Source organism: Pandoraea sp. E26, from assembly GCF_000681415.1.
GTDB classification, from domain to species: domain Bacteria; phylum Pseudomonadota; class Gammaproteobacteria; order Burkholderiales; family Burkholderiaceae; genus Pandoraea; species Pandoraea pnomenusa.
On record NZ_AYXJ01000026.1, the window covers coordinates 105,312 to 117,857 of the forward strand.

At 64.9% G+C, this 12,546-nt stretch carries 12 protein-coding genes; 6 read left to right on the forward strand and 6 right to left on the reverse strand.

Features of this window, described 5'->3' with window-relative positions:
* Positions 1-36 precede the first annotated feature (36 nt).
* From W930_RS27780 to W930_RS0116395, 3 genes are read left to right on the forward strand one after another with little or no spacing between them, the layout of a single operon-like run.
* The gene (locus W930_RS27780; protein WP_023594880.1) at positions 37-492 is read left to right on the forward strand and encodes a nuclear transport factor 2 family protein; all 456 of its coding nucleotides are present in this window, start codon (positions 37-39) and stop codon (positions 490-492) included.
* Between the two features lie 16 nt (positions 493-508).
* On the forward strand, positions 509-1,540 hold the full coding sequence (locus tag W930_RS0116390; protein ID WP_024788555.1) for a YheT family hydrolase: 1,032 nt from the start codon (positions 509-511) through the stop codon (positions 1,538-1,540).
* A 26-nt stretch (positions 1,541-1,566) separates the two neighbouring features.
* On the forward strand, positions 1,567-2,226 hold the full coding sequence (locus W930_RS0116395; RefSeq protein WP_023871968.1) for a DUF2946 family protein: 660 nt from the start codon (positions 1,567-1,569) through the stop codon (positions 2,224-2,226).
* A gap of 87 nt (positions 2,227-2,313) precedes the next feature.
* On the opposite strand, the gene W930_RS0116400 is transcribed toward W930_RS0116395, so the two are convergent.
* Positions 2,314-3,813 carry a M48 family metalloprotease gene (locus W930_RS0116400; RefSeq protein WP_023594877.1) on the reverse strand — a complete coding sequence of 500 codons (1,500 nt, stop codon included), beginning with the start codon at positions 3,811-3,813 and terminating at the stop codon, positions 2,314-2,316.
* Between the two features lie 349 nt (positions 3,814-4,162).
* Between W930_RS0116400 and moaC the strand changes: the two genes are divergently transcribed.
* Entirely contained in the window at positions 4,163-4,654 is a 492-nt protein-coding gene (moaC, locus tag W930_RS0116405; RefSeq protein ID WP_023871969.1) for a cyclic pyranopterin monophosphate synthase MoaC, read from the forward strand.
* A gap of 19 nt (positions 4,655-4,673) precedes the next feature.
* On the opposite strand, the gene W930_RS0116410 is transcribed toward moaC, so the two are convergent.
* Positions 4,674-5,558: an EamA family transporter gene (locus W930_RS0116410; protein WP_369798661.1), complete on the reverse strand. Its 885-nt coding sequence runs from the start codon at positions 5,556-5,558 to the stop codon at positions 4,674-4,676.
* Positions 5,559-5,634: 76 nt separating this feature from the next.
* On the opposite strand from W930_RS0116410, the gene W930_RS27785 reads away from it, so the two are divergent.
* Entirely contained in the window at positions 5,635-6,225 is a 591-nt protein-coding gene (locus W930_RS27785; RefSeq protein ID WP_023594874.1) for a MarR family winged helix-turn-helix transcriptional regulator, read from the forward strand.
* A 125-nt stretch (positions 6,226-6,350) separates the two neighbouring features.
* Here the strand turns inward: W930_RS27785 and W930_RS0116420 are convergent, their stop codons facing one another.
* On the reverse strand, positions 6,351-7,562 hold the full coding sequence (locus tag W930_RS0116420) for a nitrate/nitrite transporter (RefSeq protein ID WP_023871971.1): 1,212 nt from the start codon (positions 7,560-7,562) through the stop codon (positions 6,351-6,353).
* A 102-nt stretch (positions 7,563-7,664) separates the two neighbouring features.
* Between W930_RS0116420 and W930_RS27790 the strand changes: the two genes are divergently transcribed.
* On the forward strand, positions 7,665-8,642 hold the full coding sequence (locus W930_RS27790) for a LysR substrate-binding domain-containing protein (RefSeq protein WP_048806420.1): 978 nt from the start codon (positions 7,665-7,667) through the stop codon (positions 8,640-8,642).
* A 142-nt stretch (positions 8,643-8,784) separates the two neighbouring features.
* Here the strand turns inward: W930_RS27790 and groL are convergent, their stop codons facing one another.
* From groL to W930_RS0116440, 3 genes are all read right to left on the reverse strand, one after another.
* Positions 8,785-10,431, reverse strand: coding sequence for a chaperonin GroEL (groL, locus tag W930_RS0116430; RefSeq protein ID WP_023594871.1), 1,647 nt, complete (start codon positions 10,429-10,431; stop codon positions 8,785-8,787).
* Positions 10,432-10,480: 49 nt separating this feature from the next.
* Positions 10,481-10,771 (reverse strand): co-chaperone GroES, encoded by a 291-nt coding sequence (gene groES / locus W930_RS0116435; RefSeq protein WP_023594870.1) that lies wholly within the window; start codon positions 10,769-10,771, stop codon positions 10,481-10,483.
* A 447-nt stretch (positions 10,772-11,218) separates the two neighbouring features.
* Positions 11,219-12,322: a porin gene (locus W930_RS0116440; RefSeq protein WP_023594869.1), complete on the reverse strand. Its 1,104-nt coding sequence runs from the start codon at positions 12,320-12,322 to the stop codon at positions 11,219-11,221.
* Positions 12,323-12,546: the final 224 nt, after the last annotated feature.

Below are 12,546 nucleotides of genomic sequence, written 5' to 3' on the forward strand. Positions count from 1 at the left end.
TCAGCCCGATCCGGTCACCTTCAACGGTAAATCCTCATGCCACGTTTCGTCCGCCTGTTCGATGCCGCCAGTGAAACCATCACGGCCTTTTATGACGCGCTGCGCCGCGGGCAGACGGATCGTGCGATGTCGCTCTGGGCGAACGAGGATTTCGTCAGCTACATTCGCGCCGACGGCACCCGCTGGGACGGCCTCGAGCAGATCCGCAGCGGCCTGGTGGCCCAATTCACGCAGAGCGTGGTGCTGATCGATTCGCTCGACACGACCGAGTACGACACCGTCGGCACGGTCGTGCACACGGCTACCGAAGCCATGCGCGTGGGCAAGGAAGACGCCGGACAGACCACCGCCCAGCTCATTCATACCACCTACGTACTGGTGCATGAGCAAGGCGACTGGCGCTTCGCCCACATCCACTCCAGCCCGTTGCCGCCGCATGCCGTCGAGCAGTTCAGCCTGATGATGCACGCGCGTCCGGACGGGCTGCACTGAACCGGCCGGAGTCGCGATGACGGCACGCCCGGCGGCATTTCTTCCCCTGGATTTCCGCTCGCCGCGTTGGCTGCCCGACGGGCACAGCCAGACGATCTACCCTGCCTTGCTCGGACGCCGCCCGGTCGTCGAGTTCCGGCGCGAGACGTGGGACACGCCCGACGGCGATTTCGTCGACGTCGACTGGCTGGTTGGCCCGCCCGCCTCGGAAAAGGCGCCGCCGGCGCCTGGCGCGCTCGTTGCGACACCGCTCGTCGTGCTGTTTCATGGACTGGAAGGCGGCTCGGGCAGCCACTACGCCAGAACGTTGATGCGCGAAGTCGAAGCGCAGGGCTGGCGTGGCGTGATACCGCACTTTCGCAGTTGCAGCGGGCGCATGAACCGCGCGCCGCGCTTCTACCACTCGGGCGACAGCACCGAGATCGACTGGATGCTGCAACGTTTGCGCGCGAGCACATCGGGCCCGATCTTCGCGGCAGGCGTATCGCTGGGCGGCAATGTCCTGCTGCGCTGGCTTGGCGAGCGCGAGGCGCACGCCACTGGCATCGTCAGCGCCGCCTGCGCCATTTCCGCGCCGCTCGACCTGCGCGCGGGGGGGCTCGCGCTCTCGCACGGCTTCAACATGGTGTACACGCGCAATTTTCTGGGCACGCTCAAGAAGAAGGCACTTGCCAAGCTCGATCAATATCCGGGCCTTTACGATCGCGAGCGCATGCTGGCGGCGCGTGACCTCGGCGAATTCGATCACGTGGTCACGGCACCGCTGCACGGCTATCACAGCGCGTTCGACTACTACACCCGCGCGTCGAGCAAGCCGATCCTGCCGGCCATCGAGGTCCCGACGCTCGTCATCAATGCACGCAACGACCCGTTCCAGCCCGCGAGCGCGTTGCCCGGCGAAGACGACGTAGGCCGCTTCGTGCACCTGCTGCAACCCGCGCATGGCGGGCACGTCGGTTTCATGAGCGGGCCATTCCCGGGCGGCATGACGTGGATGCCGCACACGGTCATCGAGTATTTCCGTCAATTCTTGCCGAATGCGGCTTAGGCGCGTGCGCCCCGCGAGGATGTCCCATGGATGAAATCGTTCGACAGGCAATGGCCAAGTGGCCCAACGTACCGCACTGCTACGGCTGGCTGGCGCTCGATCGTCGCGGGCAGTGGCGCATGCGCGACGATGCGGCGCAGGCGGCGGGTGCCGCGGGCGATCCGATTCGTCACGAAGCGCTGCTGGCATTCATCGCCCGCAATTACGCCTGCGACGACGCCGGGCGTTGGTACTTCCAGAACGGGCCGCAACGCGTCTACGTGTCGCTGGCCTATGCGCCGTTCGTCGTGCGTCTCACATGGGACGCCGCAGCCCATGAAGGCCGCGGCGCGCCGGTGCTGACCGATCAGTTGGGCCGATCGTTCGTCCCGAGCGCGTGCCTGCTCGACGAAGACGGCAACGTGGCATTCGCGGGCGCCGTTCGCGCGGAGGGTGCCGACATGCCGAATGCGCCGCTGGCGCTGCTGCACGATCACGATATCGATCTGCTCACGCAAGTGTCGGACTTGCCGCAGGCGTTCGAGCTGGCCGAGACCGCCGACGATACGGCCGATGCCAGGGCGGCGGTGCGCCTGCATTGGCGCAACGGCGACTCGCTGCCGTTCGCGACGGTTCGTGCGGGCACGTTGCCACAGACGTATGGCTTCGAGCGAGATCCGCAAGCGTCGGCCACGCCGGGCGACTGAGCGTGCCCGGGCGACTGAGCGTGCCCGGGCGACATCGCGCGCGAGGTGCGTCGGGCGGCGGCATGCATTTCGCGATGCTGGCGCCGCTCACCCGAACTGCTTGTTGAAGTCCTTCTCTTCTTCCTTGTCTTCCTTGTACCGGCGCTGGAACTCGTGCAATCGGGCGTCGATGGTCGAAAGTTCGTAGAAGTCGGCGTCGCCGGCATCGCGGGCGAGCTTCAATTGACTCACCGCCGCCATCCATTGCCCCTGCAACGCGTACTGCTCCGCGAGCGCTTCGTGCTGTCGGGCGCGCTTGCCGCCCGCCGCCCACGCGCCGGCCAGGGCGCGCCACCAGATCGGCTCGCTGCGATAACGCTCCACTTGCGCCTGCAGGAACTTCGTCGCGTCCGGAATCCGGTGAGCAGCCACCAGCGCATCGGCATATGCCATGTCCGCCGCCTGCGATAGCGGAAATGCCGTGCGTGCCTGCACCGCGATGCGCAGCGCGTCGTCCGGCCGGCCCGACGCACGCGCGATGTCCGACGCGAGCACCGCCAGACTCGGGGTGCCGGGACCGCTGCCGCCAAAGGCCGCGCGGGCGTTCTCCAGCGCTTCGCGGGCGGGCGCCCAGCGATTTTGCTTGTACTCGGCGAGGGCGACCGCGTACCAGGCGCCCGCCACGCTCGGCGCGGTCTGCGTGCGGATGGCGGTGCGTTGCGCGTCGGCGATCGTGGCGTAGTCGCTCGCCGACTTCTGCTGCAGTACCAGCGAACGCGCGCGCACGAACTGGTATTCGGGCGATTGTTCCGGTTGACGATAACCCGCGTTGCGCGAACGGTTGAGCATGTCGGCAATACGGTCCGTCGTCAGTGGGTGGGTGCGCACGTATTCGGGCACGCCGGCTTCGTTGATCGCGTCCGCGCGCTGCAATCGCTCGAAGAACGTCGGCATGGCATAGGTATCGAAGCCGGCCGCCTGCAACAACTGGAAACCGACTCGGTCGGCCTCGCGTTCCGCGTCGCGCGAGAAACGCAATTGCCGATCGACGGCCAGTCCCTGTCCGCCCATCGCGATGCCCATGCCGAGATCCGAACTGCGCGCGCCCACCCCGGCGAGCAGGCCGAGCAGCAGGCCGCCCAGCGCGATCCACGAGTTCTGCGCCTGCTGGCCGAGCATTCGCGCGATGTGATGTTGCAGCACGTGCCCCGTCTCGTGGCCGACGACCGAGGCGAGCTCCGATTCGGTGCGTGTGGCGACGATCAGTCCGGTGTTGATGCCGATGAAACCGCCGGGGAGCGAGAACGCGTTGATCGCCGGGTCGCGCACCACGAAAAACTCGAAGCTTTGGCTCGCGTCCAGGCCGACCTTGCGCGTGGCGGACACGAGCTTGCCGCCGAGGCCATTCACGTAATCGGACAGCAACAGGTCGGACAGGTAATCCGGATCGGCGCGAATTTCGCGCATCACGCGCTCGCCGAGCTTGCGCTCCATGGCGGGCGACAGATCGGATGCGGAACTCTGGCCCAGCGTGGGAAGCGCCTGTGCGGCGACTTGCGTCGGCACGACAGCGGCGGCGAACGTGACCGCCGTCATCACGGGCAACATGCCGCATGCGACGGCGCGAGGCCACCGGACACGGGAGGCGCTGCGAGCGCGTGGCGGCATGACGCTCATGCGCGGCACCGCGACAGACGAAGCACGGGGATCATGCGAGACATGCTGAACATGCGGATGAAGGCGCGGAACGAACGTGACGAACGCGTCATGGCAAATGGGCGCCGCGTGGCGCTGATCACTCGAGGCTGCTGCTATGATAGCAGCCAGACATGGACGTTCCGCGCCACGGCGCAAACGTTCCCAATACGACAAGACACGACCGCCTTCAGGCTCGCGACACGGGCATCCGTCAGCCTTTCCTAGGGCAGTGGCGACAGACCTCTTTCAGCATCGACTCATGGCAGAACTCACCCATTTCGACAGCGCCGGACAGGCCCACATGGTTGACGTCGGCGGCAAGGACAGCACGCATCGCATCGCCGTCGCGCGCGGCACCATCCGGATGAAGCCGGAAACGCTGGCACTGATTCGCACCGGCTCGGCAAAGAAAGGCGACGTGCTCGGCATCGCCCGCATCGCCGCCATTCAGGGCGCGAAGCGCACGGCCGATCTGATTCCGCTGTGCCATCCGCTCGCCCTCACGCGCGTCAGCGTGGAATTCCTGATCGACGACGGCGCCAACGCCGTTCACTGCCGTGCCCAGGTCGAGACCGTCGGTCGCACGGGCGTCGAGATGGAAGCATTGACGGCCGTGCAGGTGGGACTGCTGACCATTTACGACATGTGCAAGGCCGTGGATCGCGGCATGACGATGACCGATGTGCGCGTGCTGGAAAAGCACGGCGGCAAGTCGGGCGACTGGGTGGCGCAGGATCTCGAAAGCAACTGAGCGCCGGCGCGCGCCGCGTTCAGGCGCGTCGGGACGCCGTCCACTGCACGGCGAGAATGCTCGCGAAGACCATCGCCAGCCCGACGAACGCGAAGCCCCGGATCGCCTGCCCCAGCAGGACCCAGCCGAGCACGACCGCCGTCAACGGGCTGAGCAGACCGAGCGACGACACCGCCACGGGCGTCAGCCGCGCAATGCCGCGAAACCACAGTGCGTAGGCCAGCAAGGCGCCCGCCATCGACAGGTACAGGTACCCCAGGGCCTGCCACAGCGTGATGCCCGGCAGCGGCGCGTCGGCGAACCAGGCCACGGGCGCGATCATCAGCCCCCCCAACATCAGTTGCCAGCCCGTGAGCGCCAGCACGGGCATGTCCAGACGCCACCGGCGCGTGAGATAGGTTCCCGTCGCCATGCTCGCCGCGCCGGCCAGTGCCGCCAGGATGCCCACCGGCTCGAAGATCGTTCCCGGCGAGAGCAACAGAATGCCCATGCCGACGACGCCGGCCACCGCCGCCCAGACCGTCGCCCCCAATGGGCGCCGCTGCTCCACGCCCCATGCCAGCGCCATGACCAGCAACGGCTGAATCGCGCCGACGACGGCGGCCAACCCACCCGGCAAACGATAGGCGGCGACGAACAGCAGCGCCTGGAACGCGCCGATGTTCAGCGCGGAAAGCACCAGCAAACGCCCCCAGTCGCGCGGCGCCGGCAAACGGCGAGTGCAAAGCAACAGGAGCAGGCCCGACGGCAGCACGCGAATCAGCGCCGCCGTAAAGGGACGATCGGGCGGCAGCACCTGCGTCGTCACGATGTAGGTCGATCCCCAGATCATCGGGGCAAACGCCGTCAGCAGAACGTCAGCCCAGCGCACGCCCGAGGGCAAAGTGGTCGCGGAAGTTGTCATCGCCATTTATCTTCAATTCAAGATAAATGGAGTTTGCTATCATTTTGCCTTGAAGTCAAGATAACTGGAGTCACGCATGACGAATCGGTCCACGGGCAATCGAGCAACCAGGGTCACGCAAGCCGCGCCTTCCGGGCAGGAGGCGGCCCCGGCATCGTCGGCGCATGCGCGTCACGGCGACGCCGTCGACGCCATCCTCGCGCAATGGCACCGGGAGCGCCCCGATCTCGACGTCTCGCCGATGGGCGTCATCGGACGGCTCAAACGATGTGCGGCGCTGGTGCAGCAGCAACTCGACGCCACGTTCGCGACGTTCGACATGAGCGGCTGGGAATTCGACATGTTGGCAACGTTGCGTCGCTCGGGCGCGCCTTATCGGCTGGCGCCGACGGCGCTGTTTTCCACGCTGATGGTGACGTCGGGCACGATGACGCACCGATTGCAGCGCCTGGAAGCCCGGGGCTGGATCGCGCGCGTGCCGAACCCGGACGACGCGCGCAGCACCCTGGTTCAATTGACGGATGCCGGATTCGCGTTGATCGAACGTGCCGTCGAGGCCCATGTGGCCAACGAGCATCGCATGCTCGCGCCCCTGCCCGATGCGACGCTCTCCGACATCGAGGCAGGCCTGAGCGCGTGGTTGCGGGTGCTCGAAACCGGAAAGTGATTGAGGAACGCCGCCCAGCGGCCGGCCTCCACGACCTCGATTGCGGCGCTATGCCGGGCGCGGCTTCTGCGTTTTCGAGCGGGCCCGTTCGGGGCCCTGTCCCGAGGGAGACAGCAATGGCGGCATCAGGCCGCGGCGACCTCGCGCACGCGTTGGCGCTGCGGCCAGAAGTACCACACGGCGCCGAGCACCTGCAGTACGACGAGCGCCGTCCACGCCGAGAAGTGAGCTTGCGCGCTGTGAGCGGTGTAAGCGCCGAGTACGGCCCCCACCCCTACCTGACACAGGAAGATCAGCACGAAGACGACGAGCGTGAGCGAAGTGTTCACGCGTCCGATCAGCGTGCCGTGGAAGTGTTCGGCGAGCACCGCGTACGACAGAATGCCCGTGCCGCCGAAGATCCCGTAGGCCGCCCAGAGCCACATCGGGGGAATGGGCGTGCGCAGCATGAGCAGCACCTGCACGATGACGAACAACACCATGCCCACGCCGGAGAATGCGAAAACGCTCAGGCCCCGTCGCTCCAGCGAACGGGCCGCCGCGCCGAAGCCGACGCTGCCGGCCATCATGGCGAGCCCGACAACGGACACCAGCGAGGCCGCCTGCGCCTCACCCATGCCTTCGACATCGCGCATGAACGGCGCCATCCACAGCGACTGCATCGCGTAGAACACGCCTTGCGTCATTCCTGACAGCGACGTCACCTTCCAGAACATGGCACTGCCAAGCACCTGCCGCACGCCCTGCAGCGCCTCGGCCAGCCCGCCCTGTGCGTGTGAACCCGGCTTCTCGGGAGCGCCGAACCAGAGCGCCGCCGACATGAACACCGTCAGCGCCGCCAAGCCGAACGACACCATCCGCCAGTCGGTCAGGCCGAGCAGCCATGTCAGCGGCGTGCCGACGACCACTCCGCCCATGCCCCCCACGGCCATCACCAGGCCATTGAGCAACGGCAGGCGCGCGACCGGAAACCATAGCGCCAGCGCCTTGAACGCACTACCAAGACACACCGAGACGCCCACACCAATCAGCAGACGTCCCACCATGAGCGCGCCCACGCCTTGCGCCAACCCGAACATGGCGGCGCCGGCGGCCGCCAGCAGCAGCACGAGCGAGGCGACCCGGCGGGGCCCGAATTTGTCGAGCAGCACGCCCGCGGGCAGTTGCGCGCCGGCGAATCCGAGGAAGTAGAGGCTGGTCAACAGGCCGAGATCGGCGGACGAGAGGCCAAGTTCGCGCGTCATGAAGGGGGCGAACCCGATGTTCACGCCGCGGTACACATACGAGACGAAGTAGCCGCAGGCGAACAGCACGAAAATCCGGAGGGCTTTCGACATGAACAATACCTTGCTGAATTGCTTGGGTAGGCATTGTCGGCGCAACGCGGCGATGAGGCCAACGAAACCTTTGCGCTCGTATTGTGAGTAGAATTTGACATCATGTTCCAACACCTCCCCCCCCTCCAATCCCTGCGTGCGCTTGAGGCGGCGGCACGTCACCGGAGCTTTACCCGGGCCGCAGAAGAATTGAATTTGACGCACAGTGCTGTGAGTCATCACATGCGTTCGCTCGAGCAGCAGCTCGGCACGGCCTTGTTTCGTCGCGTTGGCGCGCGCATGATCCCGACCAGTGTCGGCGCACGGCTGGCCGAACGCGTGCGCATCGGGATGTCGGAACTCGACGAAGCGATGACCGAGGCCCGGGCCGGCACGGTCCCCGACGTGTCGCTCGCGACGGTACGGCTCGAAGTCAGCGTCATGACCGACCTTGCCGCACAATGGCTCATTCCCCGACTGGGATGCTTCAGCGAGCAACACCCGAATATCGATCTGGTGGTCCGGATCCATGCCGATATCCCGGCGCCCGACCCCTATTCGGTCGACGTGGGTATCTGGCATCAGCGGGTGGAGAAGCCGGGGTTCGTCACGCGCAAGCTGCTCGACGACCACGTCATCGCGGTGTGCCATCCGGCGCTGATCGCGCGCGTGCCCGATTTCACGCTCGCCGATATGTCAAAGCTGCCCATGCTGCGCTTTTCCTATCGCTCGTGGCGAGACTGGCAGGTTGCGGCCGGCTTGCCGCCGCACGAGCCCACGCGCGGACCGATCTTCGACGATTCGGGGTTGCTGCTGCGGGCGGCCCTCGCGGGGCAAGGCGTTGCCACCACACGCAGCTTGCTGGTGCGAGACGCACTTGCGTCCGGGGAGCTGGTGCAGATCGGCGACATTCAGGTGCCGCCCAGCCTCGAGTATTACGTCAGTTGGCGTGAGAACCATCCGCGGGAGCGTTCCATTCACGCGTTCTGGCAGTGGATGCAGGCGCAGATCGCCGCCACGACGCCGCAGGTGCCACCGGCAATCGGCGGCGCGGGTATGGATACCGCAACGCCCGGCACGCCAACCCGACCGGCTCGGTAGCTCGGTAGGCGAAAAAAAACGGCAACGAGTCCCGGAGAACTCGTTGCCGTTTCGGCGCGGGCCGACGTGATCGAGACCACGGGGCCCTGCGACCGGGCAGTGGGCGCCTCGCGGCGCCCGGTCAAGCCGTCTCTCGCGAGACTTACATGCCCATGCCCATGCCGCCCATGCCGCCCATGTCACCCATGCCGCCAGGCATCGGTGCATCTTCCTTCGGCAGTTCGGCGACGGCGCAGTCGGTGGTGAGCATCAGGCCCGACACCGAAGCGGCGTTTTGCAGTGCCGTGCGGGTGACCTTCGTCGGGTCCACGACACCCATTTCCACCAGGTCGCCGTACTCGCCGGTCGAAGCGTTGTAGCCGAAGTTACCCTTGCCTTCCACGACCTTGGCCACCACGACGCTGGCTTCTTCACCACCGTTCGTGACGATCTGGCGCAGCGGCTCTTCCATGGCGCGCAGGACGATCTTGATACCGGCGTCCTGGTCGGGGTTGGCACCCTTGATGCCCGACACGGCAACGCGAGCACGCAGCAGAGCGACACCGCCGCCCGGGACGATGCCTTCTTCCACGGCAGCGCGGGTGGCGTGCAGCGCGTCTTCCACGCGTGCCTTCTTTTCCTTCATTTCGACTTCGGTCGCGGCGCCGACCTTGATCACGGCAACACCGCCGGCCAGCTTGGCCACGCGCTCTTGCAGCTTTTCACGGTCGTAGTCGCTCGACGCTTCTTCGATCTGAGCGCGGATCTGCTTGACGCGCGCTTCGATGTTCGCGGCTTCACCGGCGCCATCGATGATGATGGTGTTTTCCTTGCCGATTTCGATGCGCTTGGCCTGGCCCAGTTCGTTGAGCGTCGCCTTTTCCAGCGTCAGACCGATTTCCTCGGCGATGACCTGGCCGCCCGTGAGGATGGCGATGTCTTCCAGCATGGCCTTGCGACGGTCGCCGAAGCCCGGGGCCTTGACGGCGCAGGTCTTCAGGATGCCGCGGATGTTGTTGACCACCAGCGTTGCGAGGGCTTCGCCTTCGACGTCTTCGGCGATGATCAGCAGCGGACGGCCGGCCTTGGCGACTTGCTCGAGCACCGGCAGCAGGTCACGGATGTTCGAGATCTTCTTGTCGAACAGCAGGACGAACGGGTTCTCCAGGATCGCGACTTGCTTTTCCGGGGTGTTGATGAAGTACGGCGAGAGGTAGCCGCGGTCGAATTGCATGCCTTCGACGACGTCCAGTTCGTCCTGGAGCGACTTGCCGTCTTCGACGGTGATCACGCCTTCCTTGCCGACCTTGTCCATGGCGGCGGCGATGTAGTCACCGATCGAGGTGTCGCTGTTGGCCGAGATCGAACCGACCTGAGCGATTTCCTTGTTGGTGGTGCAGGGCTTGCTGATCTTGCGCAGTTCGTCGATGGCGGCGGTGACGGCCTTGTCGATACCGCGCTTGAGGTCCATCGGGTTCATGCCGGCGGCGACGAACTTCATGCCTTCGCGGACGATCGACTGGGCGAGCACCGTGGCGGTGGTGGTACCGTCACCGGCGTTGTCGCTGGTCTTGGAAGCCACTTCCTTGACCATTTGCGCGCCCATGTTCTGGAGCTTGTCCTTGAGTTCGATTTCCTTGGCGACCGACACACCGTCCTTGGTCACGGTCGGGCCGCCGAAGCTGCGCTCGAGCACGACATTACGGCCCTTCGGGCCCAGGGTCACCTTGACGGCGTTGGCGAGGATGTTGACGCCCTCGACCATCTTGGCACGAGCGGCATCGCCGAAAACGACTTCTTTAGCTGCCATTGCAATAACTCCTTGAATACTTTACGTAGATGTCCTGGGGGAGACAGACTTAGGCGGCCACGACGGCCATGATGTCTTCTTCGCGCATGACCAGCAGTTCCTGGCCATCGACCTTCACGCTTTGGCCGGCATACTTGCCGAACAGAACGCGGTCGCCCACCTTCACGTCGAGTGCGATCGCCTTGCCTTGATCGTCACGCTTGCCCGGGCCGACGGCCAGGATTTCACCCTGGTCCGGCTTCTCGGCAGCGGCGTCCGGGATCACGATGCCCGATGCGGTCTTCGTTTCGTTGTCCAGGCGCTTGACAATAACGCGGTCATGCAAGGGACGAAGGTTCATTACAAGCTCCTCTTTCTCTCAATGAGATCGTCAAAACAAATATGCAATCGTTTGCATATGCTATGAATTCATGGCGTTAGCACTCTGCGCCAACGAGTGCTAATTATAGGGACGGGGTTTTACGATTTCAAGACGCGGGGTTTTCCCGGAGGTAAAAATTGGGCGAGCGGGCCTGGGCTGGAGGCGAATTCTGAATGTTGATCACTCAACGCGGGGCTCGCCAGATCGACGACCGAGACAAAACTTGTGAAATCAATGACATACGAGGCAGCCGCAGCCGTCACCCTCGCCGGGTGTAGGCGATAACGACTGGCGATGCGACGAACGACGACGATGTCGACGGTCGCTTTCGTGCGGGTTCGGCTTCGCGTCGTCCCGGAGCGCCCGGCCGGCGACAGACGCCGCGCGCCGGGCGCGGGGCACCGGCACGCGATTCCCGAGGCGAGGTCAGAATGTGTGACGAACGCCCAACATCACCCCCAACTGGTTGCCACCCATGGCCGGAGACGCGGGCACGACGGTCGCGCCGCTAACCGAGAAGTTACTTTGCGCGCCGTTCGTCAGGAAACCGGTCTGGGCGTACACGGCAGTGCGTTTTGAGAGGCTGTAAGTTGCACGGGCAACATACATGATCGAATGGACGCTGGCGTCCTTGCTGTTGTAGTAGACGACTTGCGCATCCACCTGCAGCGGCACACTGACTGCGTATGACGCGCCAAGATAGAACAGGTTTGACGACACGCTCGTCACGTCGGAGTGAATCCATCGCCCGATCCATCCGCCACCGACCTTGACCGGTCCGAGCACAAAATAGCCGTTGGCGACCAGCCGGCGGTCGCGGCTGCTTGCGCGGGCCATCGCGTAACTGGCTGTCGGTGCGATCGTCGCCGGCGCGGAGCCCGCGCCCCCACGCTGTTCATCGAAGGCTACAGCCGCGCCCCATTTGGCCGCGTTGTACTTGAGCATCGCCGAGATTTCGCGACACGCGAGAAAGTTGCCTGCGGTCTGGCCGGCACAGCTCGTCGAATCGCGACCGGTCGAGTACTCCGCACCGACCGTCAGGCCATTGAACACGCCCTTATACGCAAGGCTATTGTCGTTACGCGGGTTTGGAATGAAGCTGTCGTATGAACCCATGCTATAGATCGCCGGTCCGATCACGTCGGAATCGAGCAGCGACAGGTACGTCATACCGTACTGGCGCCCGATCGTGATCGTTCCCCACTTGCCTCCGAGACCGACGAAGGATTGGCGCCCGAACAGACGGCCGCCCTGTGCCGATGTGCCGTTGTTCAGCGCGAACCCGCTTTCCAGTGTCCATAGCGCCTGCAATCCGTTACCGAGATCTTCCGTGCCACGCATTCCCCAGCGCGAGGGCAATGTGGCGGTATTCGTCGGAACGCGCACCAGCGTCCCGCCTTGTGGCGTGGCGTGTGTCAGGTATTCCACGCCAGTATCGAGCAGGCCATAGAGTTGAACATTCGATTGCGCGTTGGCAACACTTACCACTACCGTGCTCGCCATCGCGGCGGCAAGTATCAGACGCTTCATTGGTTGTCTCCAAACATTATTTATTAGTATTACTACTTATTTTTTAGTTGCCTCCCGAGATCTCCTTGTCTCCGGTTTCCTCCCTCAGCCTGGCTGCTTGTCTTTTTGTCGGTAGGTGGTTTATCAAGCGTCGGCAGTGGCTTTCCTGGCCAGCCCCAGATACGTTTCAATGACCTTGGGATTGCTCGCAAGCGCTTGCGCCGAACCTTCCAGGGCCAGCTCAC